General features: G+C 70.0%; 17 protein-coding genes. 6 read left to right on the top strand and 11 right to left on the bottom strand.

Going from position 1 to position 20,427, the window contains the following annotated elements; genetic code table 11:
- Positions 1–370: 370 nt before the first annotated feature.
- Complete coding sequence (locus tag TA3x_RS18440; RefSeq protein ID WP_435016128.1) at positions 371–1,468, bottom strand: DUF1573 domain-containing protein; 1,098 nt, start codon at positions 1,466–1,468, stop codon at positions 371–373.
- 349 nt (positions 1,469–1,817) lie between these two features.
- Between TA3x_RS18440 and TA3x_RS18435 the strand changes: the two genes are divergently transcribed.
- Positions 1,818–2,945, top strand: coding sequence for a hypothetical protein (locus tag TA3x_RS18435; protein ID WP_435016127.1), 1,128 nt, complete (start codon positions 1,818–1,820; stop codon positions 2,943–2,945).
- A 16-nt stretch (positions 2,946–2,961) separates the two neighbouring features.
- Here the strand turns inward: TA3x_RS18435 and TA3x_RS18430 are convergent, their stop codons facing one another.
- From TA3x_RS18430 to TA3x_RS18390, 9 genes are read right to left on the bottom strand one after another with little or no spacing between them, the layout of a single operon-like run.
- A complete protein-coding gene (locus TA3x_RS18430) occupies positions 2,962–3,909 on the bottom strand; it encodes a DUF1559 domain-containing protein (RefSeq protein WP_435016126.1) in 948 nt (315 codons plus the stop codon).
- An 18-nt stretch (positions 3,910–3,927) separates the two neighbouring features.
- Positions 3,928–4,869, bottom strand: coding sequence for a DUF1559 domain-containing protein (locus TA3x_RS18425; protein WP_435016125.1), 942 nt, complete (start codon positions 4,867–4,869; stop codon positions 3,928–3,930).
- Positions 4,866–5,291, bottom strand: a complete 426-nt coding sequence (locus TA3x_RS18420; RefSeq protein ID WP_435016124.1) for a hypothetical protein — start codon at positions 5,289–5,291, stop codon at positions 4,866–4,868. The genes TA3x_RS18425 and TA3x_RS18420 overlap by 4 nt, the downstream gene beginning before the upstream one ends.
- The gene (locus TA3x_RS18415; protein WP_435016123.1) at positions 5,288–5,800 is read right to left on the bottom strand and encodes a pilus assembly FimT family protein; all 513 of its coding nucleotides are present in this window, start codon (positions 5,798–5,800) and stop codon (positions 5,288–5,290) included. Before TA3x_RS18415 ends, TA3x_RS18420 begins: the two co-directional genes overlap by 4 nt.
- The gene (locus TA3x_RS18410; protein WP_435016122.1) at positions 5,797–6,225 is read right to left on the bottom strand and encodes a type IV pilus modification PilV family protein; all 429 of its coding nucleotides are present in this window, start codon (positions 6,223–6,225) and stop codon (positions 5,797–5,799) included. The genes TA3x_RS18415 and TA3x_RS18410 overlap by 4 nt, the downstream gene beginning before the upstream one ends.
- A complete protein-coding gene (locus TA3x_RS18405) occupies positions 6,222–7,613 on the bottom strand; it encodes a type II secretion system F family protein (RefSeq protein ID WP_435016121.1) in 1,392 nt (463 codons plus the stop codon). The genes TA3x_RS18410 and TA3x_RS18405 overlap by 4 nt, the downstream gene beginning before the upstream one ends.
- Before the next feature lie 16 nt (positions 7,614–7,629).
- Positions 7,630–8,730, bottom strand: coding sequence for a type II secretion system F family protein (locus TA3x_RS18400; protein WP_435016120.1), 1,101 nt, complete (start codon positions 8,728–8,730; stop codon positions 7,630–7,632).
- Between the two features lie 14 nt (positions 8,731–8,744).
- Positions 8,745–9,824, bottom strand: a complete 1,080-nt coding sequence (locus TA3x_RS18395) for a type II secretion system F family protein (RefSeq protein ID WP_435016119.1) — start codon at positions 9,822–9,824, stop codon at positions 8,745–8,747.
- A gap of 58 nt (positions 9,825–9,882) precedes the next feature.
- Positions 9,883–11,136 (bottom strand): GspE/PulE family protein, encoded by a 1,254-nt coding sequence (locus TA3x_RS18390; protein ID WP_435016118.1) that lies wholly within the window; start codon positions 11,134–11,136, stop codon positions 9,883–9,885.
- A 169-nt stretch (positions 11,137–11,305) separates the two neighbouring features.
- On the opposite strand from TA3x_RS18390, the gene TA3x_RS18385 reads away from it, so the two are divergent.
- On the top strand, positions 11,306–13,357 hold the full coding sequence (locus tag TA3x_RS18385) for a KUP/HAK/KT family potassium transporter (RefSeq protein WP_435016117.1): 2,052 nt from the start codon (positions 11,306–11,308) through the stop codon (positions 13,355–13,357).
- Between the two features lie 56 nt (positions 13,358–13,413).
- Here the strand turns inward: TA3x_RS18385 and TA3x_RS18380 are convergent, their stop codons facing one another.
- Positions 13,414–13,977, bottom strand: a complete 564-nt coding sequence (locus TA3x_RS18380; protein WP_435016116.1) for a hypothetical protein — start codon at positions 13,975–13,977, stop codon at positions 13,414–13,416.
- Positions 13,978–14,173: 196 nt separating this feature from the next.
- Between TA3x_RS18380 and ndk the strand changes: the two genes are divergently transcribed.
- The 4 genes from ndk (at position 14,174) to TA3x_RS18360 (ending at position 20,403) form a co-directional block, all read left to right on the top strand.
- A complete protein-coding gene (gene ndk / locus TA3x_RS18375) occupies positions 14,174–14,629 on the top strand; it encodes a nucleoside-diphosphate kinase (RefSeq protein WP_435016115.1) in 456 nt (151 codons plus the stop codon).
- Between the two features lie 82 nt (positions 14,630–14,711).
- Positions 14,712–16,736: an NAD-dependent DNA ligase LigA gene (ligA, locus tag TA3x_RS18370; RefSeq protein WP_435016114.1), complete on the top strand. Its 2,025-nt coding sequence runs from the start codon at positions 14,712–14,714 to the stop codon at positions 16,734–16,736.
- Positions 16,737–16,824: 88 nt separating this feature from the next.
- Positions 16,825–19,743 (top strand): Ig-like domain-containing protein, encoded by a 2,919-nt coding sequence (locus TA3x_RS18365; protein WP_435016113.1) that lies wholly within the window; start codon positions 16,825–16,827, stop codon positions 19,741–19,743.
- A 123-nt stretch (positions 19,744–19,866) separates the two neighbouring features.
- A complete protein-coding gene (locus TA3x_RS18360) occupies positions 19,867–20,403 on the top strand; it encodes a hypothetical protein (RefSeq protein WP_435016112.1) in 537 nt (178 codons plus the stop codon).
- Positions 20,404–20,427 lie beyond the last annotated feature (24 nt).

Below are 20,427 nucleotides of genomic sequence, written 5' to 3'. Positions count from 1 at the left end.
TGCAACCTCCCGTGTAGAACGAAGTGTTTCTTTTGCGTTGGTAATTCCATACTTTTCCTTGTTGGTCCGTGCACTGACCCGAAACGGTCTGGCATATTCCATCGTCTGAACATCCTGGATACCCGTACAAACACTGGAAATCAGGATATCCAGTCCATTGTGCCGGTACTGCGGTAGCCAAAGTCGCCAGAATCACCAGAGTCAGACTGCACGCAGCTGCAATGCTCCGAATACGCATTCCTAACCTCTCTTTCTCGCCATTTGCGGCGGTCGGGTTGTGGCAGAAGATCAGCTCCTATCTCTCAAAGCTGAGCTTCTGCTATAATCCGATGCTATTATTTTGCTTCGGTTTAGTAAGGGATGCGACCTGTTATTCGCTTGCCTTCTCATCTCCCTCCCCGATGTAACATGCCCATCGCAATTTTGGCCCTGTGTCGCCCATTTGTTTGATCCGTATATGTCCCGTTGTCGGTCCCTTTGTCCTCAGCTTTCTAATGGACTTGGCCGGCAATTTCGCCGAATATTTAATAATGGTACTGCCATTATCCGATACGTCTCTTGAGATCTCCTTGATTTCAAGTAAACCTCGAGCCTCTTCCAGTTCGATAAGACTTGCGTTACCCTTGCTGATTCTCAGGACGAATTTTTTCTCGTCCGAATCGATATCATGCCGAACATCCATTGTTTCGAAGTTGATCGCACTCGGGGTGAGTTGGTATCTATCGCTTATTGCAAGTTCCATGACCAAAATTCCCAGTGGCGAACTATCCCTGCTCAATGCAAGGGGGAATTGGCGTAAATGGTCTTTATCGAGTGCGACTTTCCCGATTCGGATAGTGACTTCTTGAACCCTTGTTGTGAATTTTCCATCAAACTCGCTCGGAAGCTCCTCAATACCGTCGATGGTACAACTCTCACCCGATTCTTCTGTTAGTATCAGCCTTCCATCGTCATTGCTTACTTCGTTAGCAAGGTAGTTTGTTCGTATTTTGATTTTTCTTGTGCAAGCTTCCTTGCCATTAAAATCATCTTCGGAAATTTCAATTTTGTTCGGCGTGATTATGTGTTTTGAAATCACTTTGTACTTTAAAGCGAATCTCTTTTGCTTTTCTTTCGGATCGCTGGTGTCCAGCATGACTTGCAACGTCTCTTCCTTTGGATTCGCCGCGGACACACTCACTCTTAGCGTAGCCACCTCGCCGGGAGGTATCTCCATCTTGTCGAGGATGGCTTCTGTGCATCCGCATGATTTGTTGATATTGTTGATTGTTATTGCGTCGTCGCTGTCATTTCTCAGTCTGAAGTTATGAAAGACGACGCCGTGTGTGTCCGCAATCAATATTCCTGCATCATGATATCTTGCATAGAGATTGCTTTTCGTCTCGCATCCGGAACCGAAGCCAATAGCCAATACCGTTGATAGCATCGTTATTATAGGGGTTTGCGTGGAGTTTCCCTGACGATTCATGATCGCCTTTCCTCGATAACAGTTTATTTGTTTGAAGAGAATTCAAAATAAAGCCGGAGATTTCAGCTGTCAATAAAAATACCGGAATATTTTATATGCTCTTCCGATAACGATTTGGCGATCTTTCGCCTGGTCCTGCTCCTCACCTCCCGCAACAAATCAAAGGGGACAGATCGATTTAGAGGGGGCCACCCGGTCCTCTTGGCGTGGGTCGATCGGGGAAAATGGGCGGCTTCGGCAGAAAGTGTGCTAACGGGGCCTCGCAAAACGGAATCTATCAGATGGTCCGGCGGCGCGATGGGCGGCGAGGGGCCATCCTTGACGTTCATCGTGCCGAGGTCGACCCGAGATGCCGTGCAGCCCCGCCAAGATCGAAGCGAACCGGAGGAATGCGGCCAGGAGTACGGGGCCGAAGACGGAGGAGGGGAAGGCGATCTGTCGCCGGGCGGCGCTCAAGCATGGGCTGACCGGGCGGGGGATCGTGCTGCCGGTGGAGGATGAGGCGGCCGTCGCGGGGAAGTTCGCGGCGTACGAGCGGGAGCTGAAGGCCGAGGGGGAGGTCGGGCGCGACCTGGCCCGGCGGGCGGCGGTGATGGCGGTGCGGCTGGATCGCGCGGCGGAGCACGAGGCGGCGATGCTCGCCCGCAAGATCCGGGTGGCCGAGGAGGTCCACGACGAGGAACGGCGCACCTACGTCGACGAGCTGGCCGACGACCTCCGCGAGGCGCCCGCCACCGTGGTCCGGCGGCTCAAGGCGGTGCCCGAGGGGGTCGACTGGCTGGTCGCGGCCTGGAACGGGATCAAGGCCGACCTCCAGGACCCGGCCCGGGTCCGCTGGAACGGCGGCCACTGGCACAGGATCGAAAACCTGATGGGCCGTCGCCCCGGGGCCATCCCGGCGCACGAGGTCGAGCCCCTGGTCCACGCCTGCTGGGGCAGCCTGGGCGCGTTGGCCGAGCATGAGGGGGCCGGCCTGGACCCCGACGCCCGCCAGGCCTGGGCCCGCGACCGGCTCGCGGAATGGATCGACGCGCAGGTGGCCGCCCTGGAAGCCCTCCGGCCCGGACTGCCCCTCGACCGGATCGCCGCCGACCGCGCCGACGCCGGCCGCCGCGCCCTGTTCGACCCCTCGCCGCAGGCGACCCTGGCCCGCAAGTACGAGGCGGCCGCCGAGCGCGGGCTCTATCGGGCGTTGAAGGAACTCAAGGCGATGCAGGAGGTTGGGGCCGCCGAGGCGGAGGCCCCGGCGGTCGACCCGGCGGCGGTGGGTCCGAATTTCCCCGGCCCCGACGGGCTCCCCGAGGCCGACTTGCCCGCGCCGTCGGCACGCCATCGGAGGCCCGATCCGGGGCCGTCCGCCCGGCCCGGGGCGAAATCCCGGCCCGATCGGCGTCCTCCCGATGCGCGCCGGGAGGGGCGGCGGCCGGAATGGGGGGCGGGCGGCGTCCCGGGGGGCGGGAGGCCCCTCCGGATCTGATGAGAAACCCCCGCGATCAGAACTGGTCCGAGCCCAGGAGATGGCCGTCGGCGCGGCCTCCGAGGGCGCGGTACACCCTCGCGTCGATCGAGTTCTTGATGTACCGCACCGAGCCGTCGCCGAAGCCGAAGTTCGCCCCGTTCGGGTGCCAGCCGCTGAACCCGCCGATCTTCGCGGGCCGGAACAACGGTTCGGGGAATCGGGGGGCGGTGTCGATGTTGGGGTCGGGATCGGTCTCGGGGCCGGGGGCGGCCTCGGCCGGTTCCTCGACCTCGGCGAGGGTCAGCTCGGGCGACGGGGCGTTGAGCGGCGACCCGGTGTTGCGGAGCGTGGCCGAGGTGCCCGACGCCCAGCCCCTCTCATTGGCGATGAGCTTCTTCTCCCCCAGGAAGATCGTCGAGCCCAGCCCGTCCTCGATGTCGTCGTAGCGGATCGGGGCGTTGAGGACGAAGGAGCCCCGGTTGGCGGCGGAGAACGGGGCCTCCTCGTCGTTGTGGCAGGCGGCGTAGCTGCTCAGGGCGTTGTTCGTCGCCGGGGCGATCCCGAATCCCGGCCCCCAGCCGTAGCTCTCCGAGGGGCAGGCGAAGGCGTTCATGCGGACCTCCCGCGCGGTGTCGTTGCCCGGGGACTCGACGAGGAGGTGGAAGTTGAGGTTCTGATAGACGGCCTTCTCCTCCATGAAGGGGAGGATCCGCACGGCCCAGCCGAAGTGGTCGCCGGCCTTCCCCTCGTCGATCGCCCCGGTCGCGGAGGTGGTCCCCAGGGGCAGGACCCGATGGGTGTCCTCATAAGCATGGATCGCCAGCCCGAGCTGGACCAGATTGTTGATGCACTGGACCCGGCGGGCCTGCTCGCGGGAGGCCTGGACGGCGGGCAGCAGCAGCGAGATCAGGACGGCGATCACGGCGATGACCACCATCAGCTCGATCAGGGTGAAGGCGCGGCGGTGGGGCTTCGGGCACATGGCGGGCGTCCTCCCGGATCAGTAGGCGTCGGAGCTCACGAGCCCGCCGTCGGAGCGATTGGCCAGCGACCGGAAGACGGAGGGCTTGACCGTGTTCTTGAGGAACCGGACCGAGCCGTCGCCGAAGCCGAAGTTCGACCCGCCCGGGTGCGGGCTGGCGAACCCGCCCACCGGGTCCGTCGGCGCGGCGGGGGGATTGGCCGGCGCGGGGGCGCCCGCGTCGATGTCGGCGGGGAACATCCCCGGCAGCGGGCCGCCCGTCGTGCCGAAGGCCCCTTTCCGCCCGTTGATCGCCCACCCGGCGTTGCGGAGCGTGGCCCGGGTGCCCGACGCCCAGCCCAGCGCCGACGCCTCGCGGGCCGCCTCGCCGAAGAACAGGGTGTGCGACATCCCGTCCTCGATATCCTCGTAGCGGACGTGGCTGTTGAGGAAGAAGACGCCGTTGTTGTTCGCGTCGATCGGGGCCTCGCGGTCGTGGTGGACGCCGACGTAGTTGTTCAGGGCCGGGTCGGCGGAATCCGTCGCCCCGGGGTTGGCCGGGACGAACCGGCTCGGGCCGGGATCCGACGGGCAGAGCAGGACCGCCAGCATCACGGCGCGGGCCGTGGCGTTCTCGGCCTGGTAGACCCCCACCGACCGGTTCAGGTTGCGATCGACGGGCCGGGCGTCCAGGTAGGGCAAGAGCTGGGTGACCCACGAGAAATGGTAGCCGGCCGGGGTGTTGCTGATCGGCCCGGTCGGGTTGACCACGCCGGAGGGCAGGACCTCATGGGCGGTCTCGTAGCCCTTGGCGGCGATGCCGATCTGCATCAGGTTGTTGACGCACTGAGCGCGGCGGGCCGCCTCGCGCGCCGCCTGCACGGCGGGCAACAGCAGGGCGATCAGGACGGCGATGATCGCGATCACCACCAGCAGCTCGATCAGGGTGAAACCGCGCGACGGTCGCGGGGGACGGGTCATGGCCGGGTCTCCTCGGCGGCTGGGGTGGGACGGAGTTCGATGGCGGCGGATCGCGACCGGCGGGCCCGGTACGTCGATCCGGCGGGATATTCGGCCTGCACCGAGACGGTGCGGCGGTTGGGCGCGTCGGCGATCGGCTCGACCCGGATCGCGACCCGGCCGGCGCCCCGGCCCCCGAGGTCGGAGGCGGGGACATCCCAGGTCTCGCCCGCGAAGTTGGGGTCGGCGTCCAGCCGGGCGGCGGCCCGGCCCAGGCCCGCCTCGGCCAGCGACTCGGCCTGGAGCTTCCGCTCCTCGGCCATCGCCTCGCCCCTCCGGGACAGGGCGGCCCGGAGCAGGCCGGCGCCGATGATGCCGATCACCAGCAGGGTGACCAGGACGACCGCCGACACCAGGCCGCGTCTCGATCGATGGGCGGTCATTGGGCGCTCCCGGACCGGCGGCGGTCCTTGCCATATTCGGCCTCGATGGCCTGCCCCCAGCCCGGCCCGCCGGGCGGCCGGCCGATCCGGAGGACCACGATCGGCGCCGAGCCTTCGGGCCGATCGACCGCGAAGGCGACCGGCCCGCCGGGCGGCCGGCGGAAGGTGTCGCGGCCGACGATGCGGTCCCCTTGCCGGGCCGTCCGCAGGATGTCCCCGGGCCGGGCCGCGTACTCGACCGAGCGGCCGTCCGCCGTGGCGAACGCGAACCGCTCGGCCGAGGCGGCGGGGGGCTCGGGATCCCGGGCCGCGTGGGCGTCGGCCCGGAAGGCGCGGGCCAGGCGGAACAGGTCGGACGCCTCGGCGCCGGCGTCCTGCCCCGACCGATCCAGCCGCATCAGGAGGTGGAGGGTCCCGACGCACAGGCCGAGCAGGATGGCCAGCAGGGTCATCACGACCAGCAGCTCGACCAGGGCATAGCCGCCCTTCGGTTTCGTTCTCGTCGTCATTTCGCCCCCCCGCGTCGGTGGGCCCAGCCGACCAGCCGGGCCGGCGCCTCGGCCGACCCCGACCGGTCCCGCCAGGTGATCGCCACGGTGATCCGTTTCGCCTCGGGCGCCCCGGCCGGGGCGACCTCGATCGAGAGCGCGGCCCCCGGCAGCGCGGCCCGGGTGGCGTCGGACAGGGTGAGGGCCTTCGCCGCGTCGGGGGTCAGGTCGTCCCACGGCCGGGCGGCGAGCCGTTCCAGGAGGTTGGCGGCCTCCAGCAGCGCCCGCTCCCGGCGGGCGACCGACCGCCGTTCGGCGGCCACCCAGCCGACCAGTTGCACGGTGATGGTCATGGCCGCCACGAGCATGACGGCGGTGGCCGTCATCTCCACCAGGCCGAACCCCCGGCGCCTTCGGTCCGGGAGTCTTGATGGTCCCGCGATCATCCGCCCATCCTCGAAATCAGTTGGATCAGGGGGAAGAAGTACGCCAGGGCGATCAGGAGGACCACGCCGCCCGCCCCGAGCAGCGCGAAGAAGAAGGCGACCTGTGTCCAGGCCTGGATGCGTTGGGCCCATCGCCGTTCGCCGATGGTGGCCATCTCGCGGAGCGCCCAGCCGAGGTTGCCCGCCCGCCCGGCCGCGGCCAGCACGCCGGCCTCGGACCCGGTGATCAGGCCCCGGTCGCGCAGGGCGTCGGTCCAGGGCTCGCCCCCGGCCATGTCCCGGTTCGCGGCGGCCAGCCGCTTGCGGATCGGCCGCGACGGATAGGTCCCGGCCAGCGTGGCCAGGGTCGGCTCCAGCGGCTGCCCGGCGTCGACGGCCAGGGCCAACGCCCGGAGGATCAGCGCCGCATGCCGTCGCCTCGACAGCCGGGCGATCGGCGAGCCGATCCCCGGTCCCCGGCCGGTGATCTCCGAGATCAGGAAGGCACCGATCAGCAACTCCGCCAGCAGGATGACGAGGCTGTAAGTGCCCAGGAAATGCCCGGCACGGAGCACGAAGGTCGTGGTCTCGGGCAGGGCGATCCCGAAGTCCTTGAAGATCGCTTCGAGCTTGGGCGTGATGAAATAGAGGAGGAAGGCGACGACCGACTGGCCGATCGCGCCGAGCCAGGCGAGGTAGGCGAGCCGGCCCCCCACCACCCGGAGGATCGGGAGCCGCACGCCGCGCAGCTCGACGGCCGTGCGCAACGCCGGGCCCAGGGCGCCGACCTCGGAGCCGACCCGGATCAGGACGGCAGCCGGCCTCGATACGGTGTTGGGCAGGGCCTCGACCGCCTCGGCCACGGGCCACCCCTGGTCCAGCAGGGTCGTCAGCGCCCGGGCCCAGCGCCGCGACGCCCCCGACGATTGCTCGGCGAAGGCGGCGACCCCCGGCGACAGCGGCATGCCCCGCCCGGCGGCGATCGCCATCACCCCGGCCAGCGCGTCCTGCTCGGTCGCCCTTTTCCGGGCCGCGATCGAGATGATCACCCCGATCAGGATCGGCCAGGACAGGATGGCGAAGACGCTGAAGATCGCGAACGTCCCGATCATGTAGGCGATGACGACCAGGCCCCAGCCCCAGATCGCCATCCCCTCGAAGCTGGCCACGATCCACGCGCCCATCGCCGCGAACAACGCCGCGCTCCCGAGCGCCAGGAGCACCCCGTCGGTCGCGTTCATCGACGCGGCGTAGTTCCGGGCCAGCAGGAACACCGCGGCGAACCCGATGATCAGGATCATCAGGTGCCGGAGCCCGAACCGGCGGCCGGCGGGCACCGGGCCGGCCAGATCGCCCGGCATAGGCCCGGCGTCGCCCGGCTTCGGAGGTTGGTCAGGGTGCCATCCCATCGGGGTCGCGGCCTCCTCAGAAAAGCAGGGTGATCCCGCCGGACAGCCGGGAAATCAACTGGATCGGGTGGAACAGGAGCAGGACCGCGAACCCCAGCCCGTTGGCGATCAGCAGGAGCAGGATCGCCAGGAATGCCCCGTTGGCGTAGGACGCCTGGGACCGGGCCCGGGCCTCGAACAGGTCCCCGGCCAGGTGGAGCGCCTCGGGCAAGGCCCCCCGCCCTTCCCCCCAGCGGAACACCTGGCCCAGCCCGGCCGGGATCGCCGGCCAGACCCGGACCGCATCGGCCAGGGGACGCCCGGACTCGACCTCGCGGGCCATCCGGCCGCAGTGGTCGGCGAGGTCGGCGTCGTGGACGCTCGCCCCGGCCATCCGCAGGGCCTCGGGCAACGGCACCCCGGCGTCGACCAGCAGGGCCAGCATGTGGCAGAATTCGGCCACGGCCGAGAAACGGAGCACCGGCCCGATCAAAGGAATCCGGGTGGTCCACTGCCTTCGTGCGGCCGGGGGCATCACCAGGCGGATCGCGATCCCCCCCGAAGTGAGCAGCCCGATGGCAATGATGAGGGCGGTCGGCCCCCACTCGGACACCCAGCGGGCGATCCCCAGGACCAACACATTCTGGGCCGGCATCTGCAGGCCGAAATCCCGGACCATGTTGACCAGCCCGCCCAGGGCCGCGGACGACAGCCGGCAGGCCACGCCCAGGATGGCCATCAGGGCGGCCAGCAGGAACAGGGGATAGGCCACCGCCGCCCAGGTCTCCTGGCGCAGCTCCCGGCCGAGGTTGGCGTGGCGGACGAACTCCGCCAGCAGGTCGGCCAGCCGCCCCGACCGGACGCCGGCCTCGACCAGCGCCCGCACCGGCTTCGGGAACCGGGTCCCCTCGATGGCCAGCGCCTCGCCCAGGCCTTCCCCCCGGTCGAGCCGGTCGGCCGTGCCCCGGAGGATCGTCCGCAGGGGACCGGCGTCGATCTCGTCCCCGACCGCCCGGAGCCCCGCCGGCAATGGCAGCCCCGACCGGGCCAGCGTCGCCAGGTGCTCGGCCAGCTCCACGGCGTCGCGCGTCGAGGCCGACCCGCGATCGCCCTGCCCTTCCTCCGCCTTGTCCGCCACGGCCTCGCCTCCCGTCAGTTCGTCGGCTGCCCGAGTTCTCGGAGCATCGTGCTCAGGGGGATGAACATCAGAAGGCCATACACCAGCACCGCCACCGCCCCGATCCCCAGCAGCAGGACGACCGGCAGGGCCGTCCGCAGCAGGCCGGCCCGCCACATCGCCTTGCGTCGATACGAGACGGCCGCGTGCCGCAGCGCCGGGGCCAGGGTCGCCTGGCGGGTGCCGGCCCGGAGCATCCAGTCCAGCAAAGGCGGGATCGCCCCGCCCCGGCCTCCCCGGCCCGCCGCCACGTCGCCCGCCGCCAGGCGATCGGCCAGGGCCCGCGCCTCGCGGCGGAGGGCGGGGTCGCCCGAGGCGTCGGCCGCCAGGGGGATCCCCTCGACCAGAGGGACGTCGTGCTCCACCAGCAAGGCGAGCAGGTCGGCGAAATTGGCGTTGCGGGCCTGGGCCAGCATCGGCCCGACTCCGGGGATCCGGCGGGCGAACGCCACGCCCCGGCCCGGGTCGAGCGACCTCGACCGCCCCGACGCCAGCCAGGCCAGGCCCAGCACGACGAAGGCCGCCGGCAGGATCGGCCCCCAGAGGGCCACCGACCGGCCGATCCGCTCGAACCAGAGCAGAGGGGCGAACGGCGGCAACCCCAACGCCGTGAAGGCCGCCACGAACCGGGGGGCGATCTGCCACACGAACCCGAGGAACAGGGCGTAGGCCAGCCCCAGGATCATCAAGGGATAGAGCATCGCCTGGCCGACCAGGCGGCGGGCCTCCGCCACCCCCCGGGCGTGCGTGGCCAGGCCCTCCAGGGCCCGGGCCAGGTGCCCCGACCGCAACCCGGCCGTGACGATCGCCCGGTACAGGTCGGGCATCCCGCCGCCCGCGGCCGCCAGGGCCTCCGGCAACGCCTCGCCCCGCCCGGCCCGCTCGCCGATCGCCCGCTCCAGGGCGCCCAGCCGCCCTCCGACGTCCCCCCCGGCCTCGACCAGCCCCCGCTCCAGGGGGATGCCCGCCCGGATCAGGGCCGCGATCTCGTCGTTCAGGGCGATCAGGTGCTCCAGCGACACCCGCCCCGGTGTGGGAATCTCCCCCGTGGCCAAGGTCAGCCCTCCCTCGATAGACCTCTTTGACGTCTGTCGTGGGATTCTAAGACAACTGTCAGGAGCTGTCCAGCCCCGGCCGACTCGAATCTGCCCGATCGCCGAAACCGAGGACGCGTCGGACCTCGGCGGCGGAGGTCTGCCCGGCCTCGATCGCCGCGAGGGCGCGATCCCGGAGGCCGACCATCCCGGCCTCGCGGGCCTGCTGTTCCAGGGCGCGGACGTCGGAGCGGGCGAGGATCGCCGGGCCGAGGCCGAGCGGCTCCGGTTCGAGCAGTTCGGCCAAAACCATCCGGCCGCGATAGCCGGATGCCCGGCAGGCGTCGCAGCCGACCGCGACCCGGTCGCGCGCCACCGCCAGGCCGAGCCGGGTCCGGGGGTCGTCCCCCTCGGCCGAGCAGTCCGGGCAGAGGGTCCGGACCAGGCGCTGGGACACGACGGCCGCCAGCCCCGAGCGGAGCAGGTAGGGCTCGATCCCCATGTCCGCGAGCCGGCCCAGCGCCCCGGCGGCGTTGCCGGCGTGGAACGTGCTCAGGACGAGGTGGCCGGTCAAGGATGCCTGGAACGCCACGTCGGCGGTCTCTCGGTCGCGGATCTCCCCCACGGCGATCACCTCGGGATCCTGCCGGAGCAGGGACCGGAGCCCCGACGCCAGGTCGAACCCGGCCGACGGGTTGACCTGCGACTGGCTCACGCCGTCCAGGGCCACCTCGATCGGATCTTCCAAAGTCGCCAGGCTCCGCTCCCCCCGGGAGGTCGCCGCCAGGTCGCGGAGGCAGGCATAGATGGTGGTGGTCTTGCCCGAGCCCGCCGGCCCGGTCAGGAGGATCGCGCCCGAGGTCCCCCCCAGCGCCCCGGCCAGGGCGTCGCGGACCTCGACGGGCAGCCCGAGGTCGGCCAGGCGGAGGAACCGGCCCGAGGCCGCGAACAGGCGGATCACCGCCTTCTCGCCGTGGAGGCTGGGGAAGGTGCTGACCCGGACTTCCCCCCCCGCCCCGCCGTCGCCGTCGCCCCGGATCCGCCCCTCCTGGGGCACGTCGCTCCGGTAGGTCAGCAGCTCGGCCATCACCTTGAGCCGGGCCACCACGTTGCCCGCCAGCGACCGGGGCATGACCCCGGCGTCGAGCAGCACGCCGTCGACCCGCCAGCGCATCTCCAGCCCGGCCGGCGTGGGCAGCAGGTGGACGTCGCTCGCCCCCGCCTGGCGGGCCCCTTCCAGGATCGCGTCGACCCGATCCACGGCCGCGCGCGGGCCGTCCGGGGGGAGCGCGGCGAGGCGGTCGCGGAACGCGGCGAGCGAGAACGTCGACATGGGCGGCCGGATCTCGGGGTCTGACGGGTGTCGGGATGCCGGATCATAGCGTCCACCCGAGGCCGACGCCAGCGGGGGGCGATCGAGGTCGAGGGGCACCGATAGACTTCGGTGCGTCCAGCGGGTAGCGTCGTCGTTACGAACCACGCGAAACCGGAGAAGGACGGCAATGTCGGGGCAACACGTCGAGAAGTTTCGCTGGGTCCTGGCCTACCAGGCGATCGCCATCGTCTTCGGGGATATCGGCACGTCGGTGCTCTATGCGATGAAGGAGACGTTCTACGGGCACCATCCGCTGGAACGGAGCCATGAGAACGTCCTGGGGGCGTGCAGCCTCTTCTTCTGGGCCATCACCCTGGTCATCTCGATCAAGTACGTCGGGCTGGTCCTGCGGGTGAACAACCACGGCGAGGGGGGGACGTTCGCTTTCCTCGGCCTGCTGCGCAAATACCCGTCCCATTATCCCAAGGGCATGGCGGCGGGCGTGGGCGTGCTGCTGCTGGTGGGGGCCGCCCTGCTCTACGGCGAGGCCGGCATCACCCCGGCGATCTCGGTGCTCAGCGCCATCGAGGGGCTGGAGGTCTACACGTCCGGGTTCAAGCCCTACACGGTGCCGATCGCCGTGCTGATCCTGATCGGCCTGTTCGCGGCGTCGCGGTTCGGGCCCGACCGGATCGGCTCGGCGCTGGGGCTGTTCATGGTCGCCTGGTTCCTGTCCCTGATCGCGCTGGCGATCCCGCAGTTGATGCACCATCCCGAGGTGTTCTGGGCGGTCGACCCCCGGCACGGGATCCGGCTGTTCTGGCTCCACGGGCCGGACACGGTGTGGGTGCTGGGGGCGGTGGTCCTGTGCATCACCGGCGGGGAGGCCCTGTTCGCCGACCGGGGGCACTTCGGCCACCGGCCGATCGCCGTCGCCTGGTTCGGGCTGGTCTATCCGGCGCTGATCCTCAACTACTTCGGCCAGGGGGCGCGGCTGCTGGACCCCTCGCCGATCCCCGAGGACAACCTGTTCTATGCCCTGGTCCCGTCGTGGGCGCTCTTGCCGATGGTGCTTCTGGCGACCACGGCGACGATCATCGCCAGCATCGCGCTGATCTTCGGGGCGTTCTCGCTGACCCAGCAGGCGATCGCGCTGGGGGTGTTCCCCCGGCTGAGCATCGTCCACACGAATGCGGCGATGCAGGGGCAGATCTACATGCCGGCCGTGAACTGGCTCCTGCTGGCGGCATGTTTAACCCTGACGATCTCGTTCCGGAGCAGCGGGAACCTGGCGGCGGCCTACGGGATCGCCGTGACCGGTTGCATGGCGGTGACCTCGATCGGCTTCTACATGATCGCCCGCTACTTGTGGGGCTGGCCGGCCCTGATCGCGGCGCCGATCAGCGGGCTGATGCTGACCATCGACCTGTCGTTCTTCGGCGCCAACGTGCTGAAGTTCTTCCAGGGGGGATATATCCCGGTGATCATCGCGGCCGTGCTGTTCACGGTCATGAGGAACTGGGTCTGGGGCCGGCTCCAGGTCCGCAACGCTTATAGCCGGTATTCGACCAAGCAACTGAGCTGGCTGCTGGACCTCCGCCGCAAGCTGGAGGCCGACGGCCGCGAGGTCCGGACCACCCACGGCAAGCTCCGGCTCAACGACATCGGCGCGTTCGTCCTGACCAGCAGCCCGGTCATGAGCGAGGGGGACTCCCTGCCCCTGGTGGCCAGCGCCTACATCTCCAACGAGATGGTCGTCCCCGAGGACCTGACCTTCCTCCACATCCGGTCGCTGAACTCCCCCGACTCCGAGGAATCCGACCGGCTGGCGATCAAGCACCCGCACCCCAAGATCCTCTGCGCGATCATCCAGTACGGGTTCATGGAGATGCCCGACCTCACCGACCTCGTCAGCCAGCAGACGATCCGCCGCCAGGACCGCTGGCGGATCATCGTCGGATCCGAGTCCCTGTCCGTGGACGACGACGCCAGCATCTTCACCAAGGCCGGCGTCGCCCTGTTCCGGTTCCAGCTCAACCTGGCCCAGCCGGCCCACAAGTACCTGTTCCCGGATACGATCGACCTGGACCTCCACATCCTCAAGGTCGGCGTCCCGGTCGTCTTCGGCCCCGGCGGCGCCGAGGTCCACCTCCCCAAGGTCCTCGACGCCTTACCCGCCGCTCCTGCCCCCGCACCCTCCCGCTCTCCATCGCCGATCCCGGGAATTCCGGGCTCGTGAGTCGCCAAGGCTGTGTCGAGACCCAGCAATGTCCACAAGCTGGGTCTCGACACCGCCTACGATGACGGATTGTCATCAAGCCATGACGGCACGATGGAGAGAGACTCGGCGAGGTCTTCGTCGGTGACGAGCCCGCCCACAACTTCCCGGATCACGATGATGACGGCCTGTTCGGCCAGGTCCTGCCAGGCCAGCAGGGCTTCCCGGAGTCGGCCGATGAACTGATCGCACTCGTCGAACTGCTGCGGGCCGGCTTTCTTCAGATGACGGAGCAGACGGCCATCATCGGGCAGGGCGTATCCGTAGAGTTCGACCCGGTCGGCGTGGATGATGAGCGGGGACGGTCCGCCTGGAGGACTGAGCCAGCGGCCGAACAGATCGCCCATCGACCACAGGTCCGCCCACTCGACGAAATGGAGGACCGGCGGGAAGGGCGCGTTGGCCCGCAGTCGCTCGGCGAATGCGTCCGCTTCGATGCGTGCTTGCGGAGGCCACTGGTCGCCCGACCATTCGTGGGGATCGGTGGTCCGGCGGGCTTCGGCCCAGGCCCGCAACCGCCGCAGGGCTACCTCGGCCGCGAGCCCGCCCAGTTTCGCGATGGTGATCCGCTGGCTTGCCAATTGGCCACCCCTAGTTATGTGATTGCCTGGCCACCCTGTCGTGGTCGGTACGTCATCGATCCATTGAAGCAGGCCTTCACCGCGTCGTTCTCGGTCATCGACGGGGGCGCGATGCGGAGGACCCATTGAACCGACGCCGGGGGGCGACTACACTGGTCGTCCGTTTCGGTCCGCCGCCTCGCCAGGTAGAGAACCCATGCAACGCACGCTGATCATCTTCAAGCCCGATGCCGTCCAGCGCCGATTGGTCGGCCAGATCCTCCAGCGGTTCGAGGCCAAGGGGCTGCGGATCGCCGCCCTCAAGCTGATCCAGGTCGACCGCGCCCTGGGCGAGAAGCACTACGGCGAGCACGCGGGCAAGCCGTTCTTTGGCGGGCTGATCGACTTCATCACCGGCGGCCCGGTGGTGGTCGGCGTCCTGGAAGGGAACGAGGCGATCCCGGTCGTCCGCTCGATGCTGGGCGCCACCGCCGGCCCGGCCGCCGCCCCCGGCACGATCCGCGGCGACTTCTCGATCAGCAAGCAGAACAACCTCCTGCACGGCTCGGACAGCCCCGAGTCGGCCGACCGCGAGATCGCCCTCTGGTTCAAGCCCGAGGAGATCGTCGACTACACGATCGCCGGCTCCGACTGGGTGTTCGCCGGGTTCTGAGCTTCGGCCGCAGGCGCCGGGACGAAGGGGCCGGAACGCCCATCGTCCCGGACTCGGCATCGCCTTCGGGAAAGGGGCCGCGATGGATCGCGAGGAGAAGGGACGCGAGATCGCCGCGCTCCGCGCCGAGATCGAGCGGCATAACCGGCTCTACTACGTCGATGCCGCCCCCGAGATCGGCGACGTCGAGTTCGACCACCTCCTGAAGCAACTGGAGGCGCTCGAGGCCGAGTTCCCCGAGTTCGCCACCCCCGACAGCCCGACCCAAAGGGTCGGCGGCCAGCCCCTGGCCGAATTCGCCACGGTGACCCATGCCGTGCCGATGCTCTCGATCGACAACACCTACAACTTCGACGAGGTCCGCGAGTGGGAGGCCCGCGTCCGCAAGGGGCTCGCCCCCGGCGAGGCGGTGCGGTTTGCCACGGAACTCAAGGTCGACGGCGTGGCGGTGTCGCTTCGCTACGAGTCGGGCCGGTTCGTGCTGGGGGCGACCCGGGGCGACGGCTCGCGCGGCGACGACGTGACCGCCAACCTCCGCACCGTGCGGACCATCCCCAAGGCCCTGCCCGAGGGGGCGCCCGAGGTCCTGGAAGTACGCGGCGAGGTCTACATGACCGACGCCGAGCTGATCCGGCTCAACGAACTCCGGGCCGCCAACGAGGAGCCGCCGTTCGCCAACCCGCGCAACTCCACGGCCGGCTCCCTCAAGCTGCTCGACCCCAAGCTCTGCGCCAAGCGGCGGCTCCGGTTCGTGGCCCATGGCCTCGGCGAAACGAAGGGGCTCGCCTTCCGGTCGTACACCGAGATCCTCAAGCAACTGGACGCCTGGGGCATCCCGGTCAGCCCGCACAACGCGACGTATGACGACATCGACGCCGTGATCGCCCACGCCGAGGCCTGGCAGACCAGGCGGCACGACCTGGACTTCCAGACCGACGGGCTGGTGGTCAAGGTGGACGACCTCGGCCAGCGCGAGCGGCTGGGGATGCGGAGCAAGAGCCCCCGCTGGGTGATCGCCTACAAGTACGCCGCCGAGCAGGCCGAGACGAAGGTCTTGAACATCGGCGTCCAGGTGGGCAAGACCGGCAAGCTCACCCCGGTGGCCGACCTCGCCCCGGTCCTCCTGGCCGGCACGACGGTGCGCCGGGCCAGCCTGCACAACGCCGACGAGATCGCCCGCAAGGACGTGCGGGTCGGCGACACGGTGGTGATCCAGAAGGCGGGCGAGATCATCCCCCAGGTGGTCCGCGTCGAGCTGTCCGCCCGCGACGGCTCCGAGGTCCCCTACGTCTTCCCGACCACTTGCCCGAGCTGCGGCGGCCCGGTCGAGCGCGAGCCCGACGGCGTGGACGTCCGGTGCTCGAACCCGCCGTCGCTCTGCCCGGAGCAGCTCAAGGAGGCGATCCGCTGGTTCGCCCACCGCGACGCGATGGACGTCGAGGGGCTGGGCGAGAAGCTGATCGGCCAACTGGTGGATGTCGGGAAGGTCAAAAGCCTGGCCGACCTGTTCCGGTTGGAGGAGGCGACCCTGGCCGACCTGGATCGGATGGGCAAGAAGTCGGCCCACAACCTGGTGGCCGCCCTGGCCGGCAGCAAGGATCGGCCCCTGGATCGGTTCCTCACCGGGCTGACGATCCGCCACGTCGGCACACGCGGGGCCGAGGTGCTGGCCCTCCGGTTCGGCACCCTGGATGCCCTGATGGCGGCCTCTTTGGCCGACCTGGAAGGAGTGCCCGAGATCGGCCCGGTGGTGGCCGCCAGCGTGTACGACTTCTTCCAGGACCCGGTCAATCAGGCCCAGGTCGCCGACCTCCGCTCGGTCGGGGTCGAGCCCGCCCCGGTGGTCGCGGCTCCGGCCGCGTCCGGGCGGCTGCCCCTGTCGGGGAAGACCCTGGTGCTGACCGGCACCCTGCCCCGCCGGACCCGCCCCGAGGCCGAGGCCCTGATCAAGAGCCTGGGCGGCAAGGTCACGGGCTCGGTCTCCAAGTCGACCAACCTGGTCGTGGCCGGCGAGAAGCCCGGCAGCAAGGTCGACAAGGCCCGCGCCCTGGGCATCCCGGTCATCGACGAGGACGAACTCGACCGCCTGGCCGCCGAGCCCGCCTGAATCCCGCCCCCCGGATTTGCCACCCGCCCCGTCCCGACCTACGGTTACGCTCGTGACCATGTGTGGATCGCGGATGGGGGCTCCAGGGATGTGGCGAGCGAACGGGCGTCGGACGCGGCGGATCGGGTCGAGGCCGGGGATCGAATCCCTGGAACGGCGGGCGGTGCCGGCGGGCGTGGATTTCGGCATGGCCCTCGGCGTCGGGTCCGCGGGCCAGTTCTCGGACATCCGGGCCAACGCCGTCGCCAACGACGCGGCGGGCCACGTCCTGGTCACGGGTTCCTACGCCGTCTCGGCGGGCTTCGATCCCGACGCCCGATCCGCCCTGTCGACGGCCGGTGGCGCCCGCGACCTGTTCGTGGCCCGGTACACCCCGGCGGGGTCGTTGTCCTGGGTGCGGACCTTCCCCGGGCAATCGACCACGGCCAACGGGATCACAACCTCGTCCACCGCCCAGGGCTCGGCGCTGGCCGTGGACGGGTCGGGGAACCTGCTGGTGTCGGGGACGTTCGCGGGCACGGTGGACTTCGACCCGGGGCCGAACGTCGTGACGCTGGCCAGCCCGGGTCGGTCCGACGCCTTCGTCCTCAAGCTGGACGCCTCGGGTAACCTCCTCTGGGCCCGCGGGCTGGTCGGCGCGGCCGGCGACGTGGCCAACGCCCACGCCGTCGCCCCGGACGGGTCGGGGGGCGTTTATGCGGCCGGATCGTTCCAGGAACGGCTGACGGTCGGGGCGACCACGCTGACCTCGGACGCGCTGTCCGACGCCTTCGTCGCCCGGTTCGACGCGAACGGGCAGGCCCTGTGGGCCGTCGCCACCCGGGGGGCGGGGGCGTCGAACGCCGAGGCCCACGGGCTGGCCGTGGACGGGTCGGGCAACGTCGCGGCGGCCGGCATCGTCGCGGGCACGGTGGACTTCGATCCCGGCGTCGGCGTCGCCTCGGTGACTTCCAACGGTTCGTTCGACGCGGCGCTCTGGAAGCTGTCCCCGTCCGGGCAACTCCTCTGGGCCCGGGGGATCGGCGGGCCCGACAACGATCAGGCGACGGCCCTGGCCGGCGATGCGGCCGGGAACCTGTACGTGACCGGGACGTTCTCGACGTCGGTCAACTTCGGGACCGCGGCGAACCCTGGCGTCCTGACGGCGGGCGGGGCCTCCGACATCTTCGTGGCCAAGTATGGCCCGAACGGCGCCGAAGTCTGGGCGCGGGGCCTGGCGGGGGCCGGCGCCTCGGCCTCGAAGGGCCTGGGGATCGCGGTGGCCGCGTCCGGCCGGATCCACGTGGCCGGGACGTTCCAGGGGGTGGTCGACTTCGACCCCGGCCCGGGCGTCGCATCGCTGGCGAGCGTGGGCTATGCCGACGCCTTCGTGGCCGGCTACAACCCGGACGGGTCCTATGCCTATGCCCTGCGGGCCGGGCAGTCGGGCTCGACCGTGGCGATGGGCGTGGCGGTAGACGCCTCGGGATTCGCGTCGATCGCCGGGTCGTATGCGGGCCAGACGGCGTTCGGGCCGATCACCGCGCCGGCGGTCGGGGTCCGATCGATCTTCATGGCCCGGCTCCGGGCGGAGGGCACGCCGCCCCCGGCGCCGGCCGCCCCCACGCTTCAGGCGGGCAGCGACACCGGCCGGAGTTCGACCGACCGGATCACCTCGGCCCGGTCGCCCCGGTTCGACGTGGTGGCGTCGGCCCCCGGGAACACGATCCGGCTGCTTCGGGGGGGCGTGGTGGTCGCATCGCGGGTCGGGTCGGGGCCGGTGGCCGACCCCGGCCCGGTCGCCGATGGGATCTACGCGTACACGGCCATCGAGGTCACCGCCGATGGGATCGCGGGGGTGGCGGGGTCGGCCACGTCGGTGACGATCGACGGCACGGCGCCGGCCGCGCCGGCCGCCCCGTCGCTGCTGGCCGCCGACGACACGGGCGTGGCCGGGGACGGCGTCACGGCCATCCGCGCCACCCGGATCACCGGGACGGCCGAGGCCAATGCCCTGATCTCCTGGGTCAACGCCGACGGCTCGGTCGTGGCCTCGGCGATCGCCGCGACCAATGGGTCCTACCTGATCACGCCGCCGGCCGCCCTGCCCTACGGGACTTATACCGTCCGGGTCCGGGCGACCGACGTCGCCGGCAACGCGGGGGCGATCGGCCCGGCGTTCCTCCTGACCATCCGCGCCCCGGCGGGCGACTTCGACGGCGACGGGCTCTCCGATCCGGCCGTGTATCGCCCCGGCAACGGGACCTTCTACGTCGCCCGGTCGGGGGCGGGGGGCACCCAGGTCCAGTCGTGGGGCATCGGCGGCGACATCCCCGTGCCGGGCGATTTCGACGGCGACGGCAAGGCGGACTTCGCCGTGTTCCGCCCCGGCAATGCGACCTTCTTCGTGATCCGGTCGAGGGATGGCGGAGGCGTCATGCAGCAGTGGGGCATCGCCGGGGACATCGCCGCGCCGGGCGACTACGACGGCGACGGCAAGGCGGACTTCGCCGTGTTCCGCCCCTCGAACGGGACGTTCTACGCCCTGCTCTCGGCGGGCGGGGGCCTGGCCCAGTCGTGGGGCATCAACGGCGACCGCCCGGTGTCGGGCGATTTCGACGGCGACGGCAAGGCGGACTTCGCGGTGTTCCGGCCCGGCAACGCGACCTTCTTCGTGATCCGGTCGAGCGACGGCGGCGGGGTCATGCAGCAGTGGGGCATCGCCGGGGACATCGCCGCGCCGGCCGACTACGACGGCGACGGCCGACTGGATTTCGCGGTGTTCCGGCCCTCGAACGGGGCGTTCTACGCCCTCCTTTCGGGGGGAGGCGGCGTGGCCCAGCCCTGGGGGGCGATCGGCGACATCCCGGTGCCGGGCGACTACGACGGCGACGGCAAGGCGGACTTCGCCGTGTTCCGGCCGGGCGCCGGGAGCTTCCGGATCCAGAGGTCATCGAACCTGACCACCCAGATCGTCCTGCTCGGCGCCTCGACCGACCGGCCGGTGCTGGGGCGGTTCGCGACCTGAATCCCGGTTCCCGCCCGGCCCGATTCCGGCCGCGACCGCGGATCGCCGATGGAGGTATGATAGGACGGTCGGGGCGGCGAGCGACGCCGCCCGCGAGTTCGGGGCCGGGACGGGATTGCTTTCATGGCCGAGCGTATCTGGCTGGTCCATGCCAACGGGGGCCGGCAGCTCATCGACCCCCGGTCGTTCGACCTCGCCGTCGTGTCCGAGCAGGCTCGACGGGTCGGGGGACGGCTGGTCGTGGAGGACGCGCCGGCCGCGATCCCGGCCGCGCCCGGGCCGGCGTTCCGCCCGTTCGAGCCGCCGATCTCGGCGCTCGGGCCCCTATTCCTCGGCCGCCTCGGCCGGATCCTGTCCTGCCAGGTCGCCTTCACGGTGGACATCAACACCCGGCCGACCCACCGGGTCCTGGGCGGGTATTACAAGGCGAGGCGGCTGGTCCGCGTCTATTCCCACGACCGGGCGACCGGCCGGAGGCCGCTGGAGGAGCTGTTCGACACCTTCCTCCACGAAGTGGCCCACCACCTCGAATACACCGAGCCGGACACCTTCCACGCCCGCGAATGCGGCCGGGTGCCGGGGCGGATGCACAGCCAGCTGTTCTGGCGAATCCTCGGCGAGCTGAAGGGCCGGTGGGCCGACCTCCAGCGGAGGGCCTGAGGCCCGGGCGAGGGGCGCCCGCCC

It is taken from the genome of Tundrisphaera macrotermitis (genome assembly GCF_051175315.1).
Taxonomy (GTDB): domain Bacteria; phylum Planctomycetota; class Planctomycetia; order Isosphaerales; family Isosphaeraceae; genus Tundrisphaera.
This window is presented reverse-complemented; position numbering and strand designations above follow the sequence as displayed.